Below are 14,465 nucleotides of genomic sequence, written 5' to 3' on the forward strand. Positions count from 1 at the left end.
CCTACGCAAGCGGATCCTCCTCGCAGCGTGAGGCCGTTCATGATCGCGGTTTCGGTGACCCTCCGTGGCCCCAGCACGGAAAGTGATCCAGAACCCACATTAGGCCGCTGCCGACAGACCCCTCGCCAAGGCTGCCCGCATCCACCCGATCGTGACGAGATCACCGAGTGGCCGTCGCGACATCACTCGTGTAGACGAGACCTCGCCAGTCGAAATGGCCCTCGGACTCGACCTGCGCTGGAAGCGGAGAGACGCATGCGGAGGTCGGGCGGCCCGCCGAGGGCTGAGGGGGAGGTTCTTCGGCGGGCGTCTTCGAGCCCGTCCCAGCCGCGTGGACCACTCGCATGGTTGGCACGCGGTGGACAGGGCCGAGTATCCAGGGTGCGCCCTATACGCGGAGCATTGCGAGGCCCCCGCCGCTCGCACGACGGGGGCCCGGCGCATGCCCGAGGGGCGTCGGGGGGAGGTGGACGATCCCTCATGCACTGCGCCCAGGCTGAGCGAGGCTGGGCATCGGCGCCAGTTGGGTGTGCGTACGAGTGAGAGCGGCCCCGTCGCGAGTGTGCGGTGAGGGTCGGCGAGGCCGCCTTCAGCGACCCCGCCCAACCAGAGCCAAGGGAGGGCAGGCGGAGCCGCGTCCGTGGGCGGCCCCGCCGGACGCCGTACCAAGGAAGGAGGGTGGCGGGGTGGCACTTCCAGGGTGCACCCGAGTGCCCCGGGAGACACGCTGAAGGTATGGCCACTAATGAGCCGTCCGTCATCGTCGATCCGCCCATGGAGGGCCGCAGGGTAGCGATCAACGGGACGTACTACGGGAGTGCCCGCGACATGAAGGAACTGGAGCATTTCCTGTGGCTCGCCGGGTTCGATCCCGCATGGTTCGACTTCGCCGATCCCGACTTGATCGACTGGCGCGGGGGCGGGCCCGACGTGTGGTGACCGATCGGGTGGCCCCGCCGGGTGGGCAGAAAGAACGAGGCCATGAGGCATGTCTGCGTCCGGCGTGGAACCGATGAACGGTGATACCGGGACCATCGGGGATGTGCCGCCTCCCTGGGTGTCACGCCGCCCTTCTCGACTCAAGCCGCGCCCGAGGCTGTCAGCTAGACGAGTCTGTCCGAACGGTTGCGGGCGCGAAGAGAGGGTGTTCAAGATCCGTTTGTGACGACAGAACTGAACACCCTCGTGACCGCACTGTACGTGAAGATCGACGATGAGTGGGCCGGGATCGTGCGTCTGCCGGGACGTCCGCCGAAGCTCAGTCACTCGGAGTTGCTGTGCCTGGCGGCCATGCAGGCCCTGCTGGGCTTCCACAGCGAGGCCCGCTGGCTGCGGCACCTGCGCGCGCACTACCGACACCTGTTCCCGTACATCCCGCAGGACTCCGGATACAACAAGCGGCTGCGGGCAGCACTGCCGCAGGTCAAGCGGGTTATCCGGACGCTGGCGAAGGACACGGACTTCTGGCACGACACCGTGTGGATCGCCGATTCCGCTCCGGTGGGTGCGGAATGTCCCGCCCCACCGTCAAGCGGTCGCAACTGGCCGGCTGGGCGAACTACGGCTACTGCGCGTCGCATTCACGGTTCTTCTGGGGGCTGCGGCTGTACCTGGTGTGCACCCCGGCCGGGATGCCGATCCTGTGGGCCCTGGCCGATCCGAAGCTCGGCGAGCGCGAGGTACTGGCCGCGATGCTGGAGATCGACGCCGACCTGGTCCGCGAGCGGCCGGGTCTGCTGCTGATCACCGACAAGGGCTTCGCGTCCAAGCCGTTCGAGCGGTCACTGTCCGAGCAGGGCATCACCTTGCTGCGGCCCTCCCGCAAGAAGGAGGTCCTGCGTCCCGGTGAGCCGATGCTCAAGAAGGTCCGCCAGCTCATCGAGTCCGTCAACGACACCCTCAAAGGCCAGCTTGACCTGGAACAACACGGCGGCCGCACCGTGGAAGGTGTTGCCGTGCGCGTAGCCCAGCGCGTCCTTGCGCTGGCCGCAGCAATCTGGCACAACTTCCAGACTGGCCAGGCGGTCAGCCGCTCACTAACCGCCTTTGACCACTGAACGTATTCGAACAGGCTCGTCTAGGGGTTTCTCCTGTCGTCCGCGAGTGTGACGTCTAATGCGGAGCTCGTCCATCAAATCGAACGTGTGTACAGTGAGAACGAGGGAGGCGGTGATGATGGACGCAGACGCCCTACACGCCGAGCACGGTGCGCACGTACTGCACATACGGGTGATGGGCGGCCGCGCACCAGAGACCACCTACCGGGAGATGCTGGCGCTGCTTGCAGAGGTGACGCCGGTGATACAGGCGCTCCCGCCGGCCGCGGCACTCGTTGACGTCGCCGGCGCCCTGCGCTATTGGGATCGCACAGCATACGAGCTGGCTCTGCGGATCCGCACCCGCGCTCTTGGAATCATCGGCCTGCCCGTTCAGGTCGGGGTCGGTCCGACCTGGGCGGTGGCCGCGATGGCTTCCGCTCATCCCGGCCGAGAGGGCATCCATGTCGTCCCCGGCGAGCACCGGGCAATACGGGCTTTCCTTGACCCTCTCCCGGTGCAGGACCTGTACGGGGTGGGCCCGGCGCAAGCAGCGACTTTGGAGAAATACGGGCTGCGCACCGTCGGCCAGGTGGCGCGCCTGCCACTGGAAACACTGCAGCGCGTCCTCGAGGGCCGCTCGGTGGCGCGGTTGGTCCATGAGCGTGCCCATGGCATCGACCCGCGGCCGGTGACGGCGACCGCCCTGCCGCAGAGCGTCAGCATCCAGCGGAGCCTGGACACGGACACCCTCGACCCGGAGTTGGTCGGCAAGGAAATCCTTCATGCCGTGGTGGACGTAGCGCACCTGCTGCGTGGCCGCGGCCAGATCGCCGGAGTGCTCACACTGGGCATCTCGCTCGCCGGCGGCGGCGGCGTGACCCGCTCCCGAACCCTGTGGGAGCCCACTGCCTACACCGATGATCTGCGCGGCGCCGCAGCGGAACTGTTTCAGCGCCTGGGATTGCAGCGGGCAAGGGTCCGCGGCGTCTCGGTGCGCGCCGAGCAACTAAGTGGTGCTGAGGTGGCCTCAGTACAACTAAGCCTTGACGATGAGCACGAGACCGGTCACCGCCTGGACCCCGTCATCGACCAGTTGAACGCTCGGTTCGGGCCGGGCACCGTCACCTGGGCGCCTCTTGCGCACCGCCGCCGCACCGCCTGACCTGGGCGTTGCAGATGCATCAGGACCTGCCCATCGAACCAGCCGAGCTGCGCGTCATCGAGGGCCACCTGGTCCGCCTGCTCGCCCGGATCCGCGAGCAGCAAGCGGCACCCGTACCGCTCTACCCGGACCTGCCCGCGGGCTCCACGTGGCTGCGAGTGATCGAAGCCCATACAGCAGCGCAACTGCGCCGGGCAGGAGAGCAGCTATACGAGGTAGAGACCGGAGATCAACCATGGGTCTCCGGCCCTGCACCAGGGTGGCGGCTGCAACATCTTCCCACCCCAGCGGGCCAAGGAGCCCGCGAGATTTTGCACCGGGCTGACTGCTGGATTGACCACGGCGAGGATCTGACCGCTGAAGAGGCGTCTGGCCATGCCCGCCGCCCAAATGTGGAGCTGTGTCGGCTGTGCCGCCCGAGCCTGCTGCCCGGGCTGTGACAAAAACATCCTGCCGGTCACGAGCGACGTTCCAGCGACCGGAGCCCTGAAGGGAGGGCCCCGGTCTGGCAGGGCTAAGCGCCGATCGAAAGCCCTCCGGAGCCGCGCGACCAGGATGCGCGCGAGACCCTTGCCGTCGCCTTACCGCGCACCCGCCGCCGAAACACCTTTGAACGAAGCACTCGAGATCGCTTTGGCCGGCGCCTTGTGAGGGCGGTTGACGGCTGTCGTGGCTGGCAGCGAGGTCGCGGCTGGGTTGGCCGGGCAGCACGTCGAGGCGGCTACCTGTCCTTGTCCTTTCTGTGATCGACGAAGCCGCGGCAACAAAGCTGCCCCGATGTAAAGGGTCCGTACGTGGTGCGAGAGGCGGCCCCCGGCATGGTGGGACATGGCGGGGGCCGACATGTGCGAGGGCAGAGGCGAGGCCCTCAAGCACTGTTGACAGCCTGTTGCCCAGGACATCTGAGGGCCAGTCGGACACGGCGTCTGAGTGACAGGCGATGCGGGCGACCCAGGACCATGCCGTTTCGCAGGAGCGGGGCCCCTGCGTTGATGGCTCCGCTTGTCTGTCTGCGAGGCCCCTACCGCCAGCCCAGCCGTAGGGGCCTCCCTCATTTCCCGGGCGACCCCGCCGGGTGGGAAAGGCGGGGCCGCGTTCCTAGAATGCGCGCTGGCCCAGGTCGGTGCACGCTGGGGTGGCGAGTCGGGTGGTCGTCCTGCCCCATCCGTCGAGCGGGCCGAACAGCAACGGCCCACGCCGCTTCGCCGCGACGTGGGCCGTCTTGCCCGCGGTGCCAGGGGAGGCGGGAAGGGATTTCGCACCGCGTGCTTGTGCAACCCACCATGGGGAAGATTCGTCCATCCGGCTCGTTACTGCTCACCTGGACGGGTTTCTTTATGTGTATGACCTACAACCGCGCCAGCAGGCCACTTTCCACTGCCACGCCCACCATCGGAGTAATCAGCGCATGTGACAGGAACGGGCAATATCGGGGAACGTTGTTTCGCCTGCCCACCTGGAACCCATGGCGCAGGTGCGCCCGGCGAAAACCACGGTGAAAGGGCAACTCCGATATGGCAGTGCAGGTGGAGCCGACTCAGGGAGCGGAGCGCGAGCGGCTGAAGCCCGGGGCAGTGATCGTCGACTGGCTGACCACGACCGACCACAAGAAGATCGGCTCCCTTTACCTAGGTACCGCGTTCTTCTTTTTCTTGTTCGCCGGGGTGCTGGCACTGTTGATGCGGGCGGAGCTAGCCAGACCCGGCATCCAGATCCTGTCGAACGAGCAGTACAACCAGACATTCACCTTGCACGGCACGATGATGCTGCTGATGTTCGCCACCCCGCTGTTCGCCGGCTTTGCTAACGCCATCATGCCGCTGCAGATCGGCTCCCCAGACGTGGCGTTCCCTCGGCTGAACATGCTGTCGTACTGGTTGTTCCTGTTCGGGTCGCTGATCGTCGTTGCCGGGCTCTTCACCACCCAGGGCACTGCGGACTTCGGCTGGACCGCCTACACCCCGCTCTCCGGCGGCGAACGCACCCCTTACGTCGGCGGCAACATGTGGGTGCTGGGCCTGGCCATGTCCGGCTTCGGCACGATCCTGGGCGCGGTCAACTTCATCACCACGATCATCTGCATGCGCTGCCCGGGCATGACCATGTTCCGGATGCCGATCTTCACCTGGAACATCCTGCTCACATCGTTGCTGGTGCTGTTCGCGTTCCCGGTACTGGCCGCCGCCCTGCTCGCCCTGTTCGTGGACCGCAAGTTCGGCGCGCACGTCTACGACCCGGAGAACGGCGGGCCGCTGCTATGGCAGCACCTGTTCTGGTTCTTCGGCCACCCCGAGGTGTACGTGATCGCGCTGCCGTTTTTCGGGATCGTCACCGAGGTCATCCCGGTCTTCGCGCGCAAGCCCGTCTTCGGCTACCTGAGCCTGGTCGGCGCGACGATCTCCATCGCCGGGCTGTCCGCCACGGTATGGGCGCACCATATGTTCGCCACCGGGGCCGTGCTGCTGCCGTTCTTCGCGTTCATGACCTATCTGATCGCGGTGCCTACTGGGGTGAAGTTCTTCAACTGGATCGGCACCATGTGGAAGGGCAACCTGAGCTTCGAAACCCCCATGCTGTGGTCGATCGGCTTCCTCATCACCTTCCTGTTCGGTGGCCTGACCGGCGTCATCCTCGCCTCTCCGCCGCTGGACTTCCACGTCACCGACTCCTACTTCGTGGTCGCCCACTTCCACTACGTCGTCTTCGGCACCGTAGTGTTCGCGATGTTCGCCGGCTTCCACTTCTGGTGGCCAAAATTCACCGGCAAGATGCTCGACGAACGCCTCGGCAAGATCCACTTCTGGACGCTGTTCATCGGCTTCCACGGCACCTTCCTCGTCCAGCACTGGCTCGGCGCCGAGGGCATGCCCCGCCGCTACGCCGACTACCTGGCCGCCGACGGCTTCACCACCCTGAACACCATCTCCTCCATCGGCGCCTTCTTGCTGGGCCTGTCCACCCTGCCGTTCATGTACAACGTCTGGAAGTCCTCCCGCTACGGCATCCCGGTCGAGGTCGACGACCCCTGGGGCTACGGCCGCTCCCTGGAGTGGGCGACCTCTTGCCCTCCCCCGCGGCACAACTTCCTCACCTTGCCCAAGATCCGCTCCGAGTCCCCGGCGTTCGACCTTCACCACCCCGAGATCGCCGCAATGGACCAGGAGCTCAACGTCGGCCGCCGTGACGTGATCGAACCCGGAAAGGGAATCGCGAAGCCGCTCGGCGAGGGGGACCAGACGTGAAACGACGTCCTCCCCACGCTGGGTCCGGCGTTCCAACGGCCGCAGACGGCATCGCCGAATGCGAAGACTTCCTTTCCTGGCATGCTGAGATCAGCGACGCCCAGGCTGCGGCAAGGGGATACGCCGACCGCATGCCCTGGCTGACCACCTCCCAGCGGCATGAAGTAGTGCGGCTGTATGTCGCCGACCGCGTCAGCCTCGTCCGGGGCATGCGCACACGCATCACGGAACGCAACAGCACACTGCACAGCGAGTACAGCAGACGCTATGACGCCCTACGCAGCCAACTGCTGTGCAAGGTCGTTGCTGTCGCCTTGGTGACGGCGACCATCTGTATTCCCGTGCCCCTCCTGATGTTCTTCACGGGAGACTGACCCGGCTATGGTCGCTTGCGGCTCGCAAATCGCTCCGCGAGGTGCTGGCCGGCGTGCGACGGTAGTTAATTGGCGACGAACGAGTTTTCCTCGCTGGCCGGCTTCCAGCCGAGGCTGCTCTCGAGTCACCGCCCAGGTCTCCTGCCCGGCACAGCTGACCGGTTCGAGTTCGTCAGCGACCTGGCAGGCCGCACCGGTGGAACGCCAGCCACCGCACGCTGTCGGCACTCGCGCGTTTAGCCGAAGCACCAGGATCTCGTCAGCCGGTCCTCGTTGCCCAGCGACGGCCTGCCGTGGCCCCGCCACGGTGGTGGCGACTCGTATGGGCATGCGGTTCACCCCATTGGCGCAGAACATGGCAGTCTGCGTTTCGTTCGCAGGGCATGAGAGACAGCCGGGACCCGCTTACGGACCGGGCGGACCGACACGTACGAACGTCCAGTGAGACTTTCCGTACCGCAGGCGTCCGTGACGGCCTTCGTGAGCGGGCAGAAGAAGTGCTCGCCCAGCGGTTGAGTACCGTACTGCTGCCAATGGCAATCGCAGTTCAGGAGGCGGGGCCTCCCGGCCAGTAGCCGGTCACAGCCCCGCTCCCTTGCGGCGCTTACTTCCATGCCGCCGGGATCCGGTGAACAAGTGCACCCATGGACGGCGCTCAGGAAGCTTTCGCTAGGCATCAATGAGCTGGTCCCGGTTCATCTTGGACCGGCCCGGGACCTTCTGCTTCGTGGCTTGGTCGTACAGTTCGCCCTTGCTGAGGTGTTCCAGGCGGTCTTTACGGCCCTGGGCGGACTTGCTCTTCTTCGCGGCTCCGTCCTTCTTCCGGCCGGCCGGGCGCCGCGTGACCTTTCCCTGACCGGTCGAGGGCCGCTCGCGGCGCTTGCGGTTTTCGTCGACGCTGCGCTGGAGGGCTTCCATCAGGTCGAGGACGTTGGTGGCCTCCGGCGGGCCTTCCTCACCGACGATCTCCTGACCCTTGGCCTTGGCGTCTACTAGATCCTTGACCTTTTCTTCGAAGGTGTCGTGGTAGTCCTCAGGATTCCAGTCGATGGACATCGCGCCGATCAGCTGCCGGGCGGTGTCCACTTCCTTGCCCTTCACCGCGCCGCGCCTGGGCAGCACCGGCAGTTCCTCGTCGGGGGCGCGGACCTCATCGGCCCAGTGCAGGGAGTGTGGTCCTCGCCGCGGGAGGTCGCGTGTCCTTGCAGTCACGCAACCGAAGTGACTTCACCGCCGCCTTTCCCGAGATCGCCGACGCCGCCCGCGCGCTGGACGAAGACGTCATCCTTGACGGCGAGGTGGTCATCTACCGGGAAGGCCGACCCGATTCGGTGCATTGCAGCAGCGAATCAACCGCAGGCCCAACACCATCGCCCGTCTCGCTCGCGAGCAGCCCGCGCGCCTGATCACCTTCGACCTGCTCCACCGCGCCGGAAATGATCTCGTCTTCCGCCCCTATGATCGGCGCCGCGCGGATTTGGAGTCCCTATTTGCCGACCACCCACTCAACGCCCCGTGGGCCCTCACACCGATCACCCCAGACCGAGACCTGGCCCGTGCATGGATAGGGCAATGGGGGGCTGCGGGCGTCGAAGGTGTCGTCGCCAAGGGTCGGAGCCAGACGTACCAGCCCGGCCGGCGCGGCTGGCTCAAATACCGGCACCGCGACACCTTCGAAGCCCTCATCGGAGCCTTCACCGGCACCCTCGCCCACCCCGACACGGTCCTGCTCGGCCGCTACACCACCGACGGAGAATTCCACCCGGTCGCCCGCAGCAGCCCTCTGTCAGCACCCGTTCGCAGTGAACTGGCCGGTCTCCTCAAGCAGGCCGGCACCGACCACCCCTGGCACGGCATGCGGATCTCCTCCCACTGGGGCAGCCGGGAGGCACTCGACTTCACACCCGCGATTCCGAACCTCGTCGCGGAATTCCATGGCGACGCCGCTGACGACCAAGGTCGTTGACGGCACTCCGTCCGCGTTCACCGGCTGCGTCGCGACCTCAGCCCCAGCGCCGTCCCATCACGATCGGACTGACATCGAGATCATCCCAGCCCTTCGTGGTCCGTTCCGCCGACGGATTCCGCCACTTTGGTTGAGCGATCCCGCCAGGGGCTCGTCTGTCTGACGGGACCGCACAATCAGCATGCGTCGAAGGGGCAACCACTGCCCACCGCGCGAAGCCGCGAGCACGGCATCTGATACGGGGCACCGGGAGAGTGCGGCATCGTCGGGATCAGTACCGTTACCCGAGGCATTGGGCCTCACCGGGAGGGCATGAACCCCCTTGCGTAGCGAATCGACTACAGCGTGACGAAGTCGTGTCTGCCGTAGTGCGGCTCGGGGTCCTAACCAGCACTTGGGTCCAGCCCGTGCCACTCGCAGATGAGGACGGTGGCATCGTCGTGAAGACTCCCGCGATGGTGGTCGACGATGGCTTGCATGAGGCGGCGCAACGTTTCGGGGGCTGGCATGCCATCGGCCTGCTGGCGGATGATGAAGTCGGTGAACCGGTCCCGTCCAAATTCGTTGCCTTGGGCGTCGCGAGCCTCGGTGACTCCGTCGGTATAGAGCAGGACGCGGTCACCTCTTTCCAGATTCGCGTGGCACATCTGGACTGGTAGGCCGAGGTCGCTGCCCATGGGGTGCGAGGGCGGGCAGTCGAGGACGTGTACCCATCGTCCGCCGCGGATAAGTACTGGCGGAGGGTGCCCGCGGTTTACCCACGCGAGGTGGCCCGTGCCCAGATCCAGGTCCGCTAACACTCCGGTGGTGTAACGCTGGTGCGCGAACTGCTCGATGAGCACTTGCTCGATGGCGTCACTGGTCTCTGCAAGGCCGACGTTGTGACGGCGGTGATTGCGGCAGGCCGCCACCGCGAGGTGCGACGTCAACCCGGCGGCTGTGTCGTGGCCCATGGCGTCGAAGACCGCCAGATGGAGTACGTCGCCCGCCAGCGCGTAGTCGAAGGCGTCCCCACCCACCCGGTAGGCCGGCTCGACCTCCGCGCAGACCACCACCCGGCCATTGGCGAATGCCCGTGGGGGCATGAGCGCCCACTGCATCTCCGCGGCGATGTTCATGCGCTCGCTCCGCACGAGGCGTGCGTGTGAATCGCTGGAATGCCGCTTGCTTCCCAGCTGCAGACCGACAACCGAAGCGAGGCGCGCGGCGACTTCGCGGTCGGCGTTGTCGGCCACGTCCACACGCAAAACCCCAAGACGCTGCGTACCGTCGAGGATCGGCACCCAAAGTCGTTGCCGGCCCCGTCCGGCACCCGACGCGCTCATGATCTGTGTACGACGCCAGGCCCGACCCGGCAAGGTCGTCTCGATGGACAGTTCCTCGCCGCCCTGACCAGCATCAAGTCCGTGTCCCGTAAGCTCCCGCAGCACCTGCTGCCGAAGGTCCGACACGTAGATACGGGCGTCGTCAAGGTTGGCCTTGGCCGCGTGCTCCGACACAAGGCCCGGAAGTTGTTCGATGCTCGCCAGATGACCGGCAAGCACCAGCTCGCCCATCATTCGGAGCACATCCTCGGGCCGTGCCATGCAGTCGCCACCTTGCCTAAGGAATCTGTTCTCCACCATCGTGCGTGCCAGTACCAGGGTCGGCGAGCCGGGCAGGTTCGAATGAGCCGGAGCACGTCCAGCGGCTCCCCAGCCCTTTGATCAAGCCGACGGAGATTGCTGGGTTAGTGCGGCGGCAGCACCTTCAGGTCAGCACGTGACATGCCGTCCCGCCGGTCGTGCTTGCGGCGCCGGCACGGACCGGCGGAACATTCGTGCACTTTGAAGCTGCCAGAATGCGAACTTCGTTGTGGAGTGTCAGGCTCTTCATGGCTGTGTGAATCTTGTGCCCGACTCATGGGGTGCACTGTGCCGCTCCAGTCATCAGAACCCACCGCCTGGGTGGGTTTTCTTCGGCTGGTGACAGGCGAGTGCCCACCATGAAAGGCGTCGTTCCCCAAGGCGCTCCAGCACGAGTTGTCCGCTGCCGCACAAAGGTTCCGCACTAAGCCCGTGCGCATCGCGGCCTGTCGCATCTTCAGCGATCCCCTGCAGCTGGAGCTGTCCGAGTGACGGCGTGCGGGGTCGCCGCCGTGGCGCCCGGGCCCCCAATCGGCTGGTGCGAGGCTGCACGAGGAAGGTCGCTTGATGCCCCGGGGTGGCTGGCTGCCCTCCTAGGTGACCGTACCGCTGGACCGTTCCGCCCTGACCGAGGGCGGTACCCGCAACACGCGCAACGCCCACACCGCGGTGAGGGCGATGAATTCGGAGGAACTGCTGTGACCTTCAATCCCCTGGAGCAGCGGGGCATCCCGCTCGACCGTCAGCTGCGCAGCTGGCGGGAGCTGAACGTGGAGCCCATCAACCCGGATGCCGCTGATCCGTACACGCGGTGCCGGATCATCACGATGAACGGGATCGAGACCGAGGCGATCTTCTTCGGCCACCATCTCGCGCGCAACTGTGATGACGTCCAGGTCAAGCAGCAGCTCGCTCGCACGCGGTACATCGAGGCGCAGCAGCAGAAGGTCGTGAACTGGCTGCTGCCGGGTGTGTCGTCGGTGCTGGAGACGACGATCGCGTACGAGCAGGTCGCGGTGGACCTGACCGCGTGGGTGGCCCGCATGGAGCCCGATCCGTACCTGAAGCAGGCCTACCAGTTCGGTGTGCTGGAGGACTTCGACCACTTGTACCGGTACGCGAACCTGTACGAGATGATCGAGCACCGCAAGGCAGAGTCGATCGTCGACGGCCTGACCGAGGTCATGCCCGGCCGGCCCACGCCGCTGCACCACCGCGACCCGGTGGACAACGTGCGCGAGCCGTACGACCGCACCACCGTCAACCCGCTCTCCCGGCTCCACGCGCTGACCATCATGTCGGCGGAGCAGCAGACGATGAACTTCTACATGAACACCGGCCCCACCTACATGGAGCCGATCGCCCGGCAGCTGTACCAGGAGATCGGCCTCATCGAGGAAGAGCACGTCACGCACTACGAGTCCCTCGTGGACCCGGGTGAGACGTGGTGGGAGCAGCTGGTCAACCACGAGTACAACGAGTGCTACCTGTACTACTCCTTCATGGAGCAGGAGAGCGATCCCAAGGTGAAGGCGATCTGGGAGCTGCACCTGAACATGGAGCTGGAGCACCTGCGGGTGGCCTGCGACATGATGCGCCGGCACGACGGCCGCGAGCCGGAGGAGATCCTGGCCCCCGCGCTGCCGAACGTGCTGACCTTCGAGCCGAACAAGGGATATCTGCGGGAGCTGCTGGCTACCCAGATGGACCTGACGACCCTGGGTACGGGCTACGTCCGCGAGGCGCACGAGCGGTTCGAGCAGATGCAGGAGCGCCTCCACGAGGGTGAGGCGCCCCCCAGCGAGCGGGTGATGGTGCAGCACGAGGAGATGTTCGGCCGGGACTACCGCGAGGAAACGGAAGGCCCGCACCCCGTAGACCCCCAGCGGTAGCGGGCAGGACCGAATCCGAGAGAGGAGATCCCGTGACACAGGAAGCCCAGACCGGCGACCCGGTGGCCGGCGACGACGTGGTGGCGTTGCTGATGCGGCAGCACGGCGACATCCACAACCTGTTCGACGAAGTACGCACCTCGGAGGGTGAGGCGCGGCGGGAGGCCTTCCAGCAGTTGGTGCGGCTGCTGGCCGTGCACGAGACCGCGGAAGAGGAGATCGTCCACCCCACGGCGCGCACGGCGTTCGACGGCGGCGACGAGGTCGTCGAGGACCGCCTGGAGGAGGAGAGGGCCGCCAAGGAGACGCTCAGCCGTCTGGACGAGATGGACACCGACGACCCGAAATTCATGCCCATCCTCCTCTCCCTGCGCGACGACGTGCTCAAGCACGCCAGGGCCGAGGAACGCTACGAGTTCGCCCAGCTACGACGCAACACCAGCCCGCAGCGACTCGCAATGATGGCCAAAGCCGTCAAGGCCGCCGAGAAGATGGCACCCACACATCCTCACCCGGGAGTGGAAAGTGCCACGAAGAACATCGCGGCAGGGCCAGTCGCGGCGCTCATGGACCGCACCCGTGACGCCATCCGTAGCGCCATGAACAGCGACACCTGACGCCAGCGCCGCCTGGGCCCGATCCGAGGCAAGGGAGAGGCCCAGGCGGTGCACCTCGGCATCACGCTCGGGGGTAGTTCCCAGTTGCGCAGGCCAAGACCCCACGACCCGAATCGTGGCGCTGCACTAGCGTAGCCACGCTCTCCAGGAAATACGTATTCGTCTCGCCGCTGTGAGTGACAGGACTGTGAGTGTTGACGATACCCGAGGGCCCGTTCGGCGCGCGGTCAGGCCGCGGCGCTCCACTCCGGGCTCAGACGTTCCACCAGGGCAGTCCTGTGCAGGGCAGCCACGGGCTCCAGTAGGTCGGGATGCCGAAGCAGGGATGCAGCGCGCCGGTCATGGGCGTCCGGGGCAAGGAGTCGGGGAAACTCGAACCTCAAGCCGGCCGCATGCTCGCACCCCGACAACTGCGACACGGTTTCCTCAGCCAGTGCCGGCGAGCTGAGAAGGCACGCTGCCCAGCTCGCGGCCACCTCGTCGACCCAGCTCCGCCACGCCTCCTCCGTACGGTGGCGATATGACGCGTCAGCCCCGACCAACCAGTCCAGCCTTCCGGAGCCTCCCGGGCCGATCATCGCCAGCAGTGCAGCATCCGCACCTGTGGGATACCGAAGCCACGTGGCAACAGTGACTGCTTGGCGTGCCTGGGCCTCTGCCAGCGACACTCCCAGGAGACCCCCGGATGGTGGATAGGAACATAGGAGCCACTGTGTGGTCGCGGCTATGACCGGCGAGAGGTCGACATTCATTCCACTGCTCCTCGGGCGGTGCCCTGTGCGCCAACCGTGCAGCGGGTGGCCCTGGACAGTGTGAATGTACAACCACGCGCAGATGCGGTAAATGGCTCAGATCACAAATAATGCGGGCTCAACATTCAAATCGGGTGAAGCCGACCAAGTGTGCGGTAGGTCACTTCGTGGCCGTCGTTTCAGAGGCGCTGACTCCTGGCGTCTCTCATCGGTCCAGGGGTGTCAGGAACTGGGTACCGCTGGTCGAGGAGCTCGCTGAAGACAGCAACGGGAAAGAGGCGTGTCTGCCGTGCCCGGCGGGGTTGACGCGTCGCGGTCTGCGCTGCGAACTATTGCCAGCTTCTGCTCGCCACGAGTCGGAGCAAGGCAGCGTTCGCGACACGCGCTGACGGCCTCACCGTTTTGCCGTACGCCAACGGAGACCCACTGTTCTTCCCAGTTCAGACGCAAAATGGTGGAGCACGAGGGGGGTAACGGCGTCGGCACCCTCGTATGGTCCGCGGGCGTGCACCTGACCGTGGCCACCACTCGCTTTGCGGCCACCGCGAGCCCTTTCGTGAAGACCATCGGCTCACGGTAACCGCGCTCCCTGGGCCGGGGCTGGTCAACGCGCCAGTCCGTTGCCAGTTGCTTCGCGTTCGCGGACGCATCCATCGCCGCATGCCAGCCATGCGCTCGGACGGACGATTATCCAGGTGCCTCTAGTGGCTTGTCACGCAGCCTTGGCCGGGTAATTGGTCCAGGTGCGGATCGGTGAGTCGGGGGCGAAGTTGGTTTTCGGGTCGGCGCGGGCGTT

10 protein-coding genes and 2 pseudogenes are annotated in these 14,465 nt (G+C 66.1%); 9 read left to right on the forward strand and 3 right to left on the reverse strand.

What is annotated here, in order from left to right:
- Nucleotides 1-735 precede the first annotated feature (735 nt).
- The 6 genes and pseudogenes from ACFZAU_RS41350 (at nt 736) to ACFZAU_RS41375 (ending at nt 6,817) form a co-directional block, all read left to right on the forward strand.
- Nucleotides 736-939 carry a hypothetical protein gene (locus ACFZAU_RS41350; RefSeq protein WP_500556533.1) on the forward strand — a complete coding sequence of 68 codons (204 nt, stop codon included), beginning with the start codon at nt 736-738 and terminating at the stop codon, nt 937-939.
- A gap of 222 nt (nt 940-1,161) precedes the next feature.
- Nucleotides 1,162-2,057: pseudogene (locus ACFZAU_RS41355) on the forward strand (IS982 family transposase).
- A 115-nt stretch (nt 2,058-2,172) separates the two neighbouring features.
- Nucleotides 2,173-3,201: a DNA polymerase Y family protein gene (locus ACFZAU_RS41360; RefSeq protein ID WP_500556534.1), complete on the forward strand. Its 1,029-nt coding sequence runs from the start codon at nt 2,173-2,175 to the stop codon at nt 3,199-3,201.
- A 14-nt stretch (nt 3,202-3,215) separates the two neighbouring features.
- Complete coding sequence (locus ACFZAU_RS41365) at nt 3,216-3,641, forward strand: DUF6233 domain-containing protein (RefSeq protein WP_500556535.1); 426 nt, start codon at nt 3,216-3,218, stop codon at nt 3,639-3,641.
- Nucleotides 3,642-4,715: 1,074 nt separating this feature from the next.
- Nucleotides 4,716-6,443, forward strand: coding sequence for an aa3-type cytochrome oxidase subunit I (ctaD, locus tag ACFZAU_RS41370; protein WP_500556536.1), 1,728 nt, complete (start codon nt 4,716-4,718; stop codon nt 6,441-6,443).
- Nucleotides 6,440-6,817 (forward strand): hypothetical protein, encoded by a 378-nt coding sequence (locus ACFZAU_RS41375; RefSeq protein ID WP_500556537.1) that lies wholly within the window; start codon nt 6,440-6,442, stop codon nt 6,815-6,817. The genes ctaD and ACFZAU_RS41375 overlap by 4 nt, the downstream gene beginning before the upstream one ends.
- Nucleotides 6,818-7,486: 669 nt before the next feature.
- Here ACFZAU_RS41375 and ACFZAU_RS41380 read toward each other — a convergent pair.
- Nucleotides 7,487-7,939 carry a hypothetical protein gene (locus ACFZAU_RS41380; protein WP_500556538.1) on the reverse strand — a complete coding sequence of 151 codons (453 nt, stop codon included), beginning with the start codon at nt 7,937-7,939 and terminating at the stop codon, nt 7,487-7,489.
- A gap of 74 nt (nt 7,940-8,013) precedes the next feature.
- Here ACFZAU_RS41380 and ACFZAU_RS41385 point away from each other — a divergent pair.
- Nucleotides 8,014-8,783 (forward strand): annotated as a pseudogene (locus tag ACFZAU_RS41385) (ATP-dependent DNA ligase).
- A 383-nt stretch (nt 8,784-9,166) separates the two neighbouring features.
- Here ACFZAU_RS41385 and ACFZAU_RS41390 read toward each other — a convergent pair.
- Entirely contained in the window at nt 9,167-10,369 is a 1,203-nt protein-coding gene (locus tag ACFZAU_RS41390) for a PP2C family protein-serine/threonine phosphatase (protein ID WP_500556539.1), read from the reverse strand.
- A 737-nt stretch (nt 10,370-11,106) separates the two neighbouring features.
- On the opposite strand from ACFZAU_RS41390, the gene ACFZAU_RS41395 reads away from it, so the two are divergent.
- Together ACFZAU_RS41395 and ACFZAU_RS41400 are read left to right on the forward strand one after the other, a co-directional pair.
- A complete protein-coding gene (locus tag ACFZAU_RS41395) occupies nt 11,107-12,300 on the forward strand; it encodes a hypothetical protein (RefSeq protein WP_500556540.1) in 1,194 nt (397 codons plus the stop codon).
- 32 nt (nt 12,301-12,332) lie between these two features.
- Nucleotides 12,333-12,917: a hemerythrin domain-containing protein gene (locus tag ACFZAU_RS41400; RefSeq protein WP_500556541.1), complete on the forward strand. Its 585-nt coding sequence runs from the start codon at nt 12,333-12,335 to the stop codon at nt 12,915-12,917.
- A gap of 227 nt (nt 12,918-13,144) precedes the next feature.
- Here ACFZAU_RS41400 and ACFZAU_RS41405 read toward each other — a convergent pair whose 3' ends face one another.
- On the reverse strand, nt 13,145-13,669 hold the full coding sequence (locus tag ACFZAU_RS41405; RefSeq protein WP_500556542.1) for a hypothetical protein: 525 nt from the start codon (nt 13,667-13,669) through the stop codon (nt 13,145-13,147).
- Nucleotides 13,670-14,465: the final 796 nt, after the last annotated feature.

The organism is Streptomyces sp. NPDC008238 (assembly GCF_042956445.1).
GTDB lineage: Bacteria > Actinomycetota > Actinomycetes > Streptomycetales > Streptomycetaceae > Actinacidiphila.

What these genes read in the sequence shown, in the direction of transcription:
- ACFZAU_RS41350 (WP_500556533.1), top strand. Translation starts at nt 736, where the DNA reads ATGGCCACTAATGAGCCGTCCGTCATCGTCGATCCGCCCATGGAGGGC.
- ACFZAU_RS41360 (WP_500556534.1), top strand. Translation starts at nt 2,173, where the DNA reads ATGATGGACGCAGACGCCCTACACGCCGAGCACGGTGCGCACGTACTG.
- ACFZAU_RS41365 (WP_500556535.1), top strand. Translation starts at nt 3,216, where the DNA reads ATGCATCAGGACCTGCCCATCGAACCAGCCGAGCTGCGCGTCATCGAG.
- ctaD (WP_500556536.1), top strand. Translation starts at nt 4,716, where the DNA reads ATGGCAGTGCAGGTGGAGCCGACTCAGGGAGCGGAGCGCGAGCGGCTG.
- ACFZAU_RS41390 (WP_500556539.1), bottom strand. Translation starts at nt 10,369, where the DNA reads ATGGCACGGCCCGAGGATGTGCTCCGAATGATGGGCGAGCTGGTGCTT.
- ACFZAU_RS41405 (WP_500556542.1), bottom strand. Translation starts at nt 13,669, where the DNA reads ATGAATGTCGACCTCTCGCCGGTCATAGCCGCGACCACACAGTGGCTC.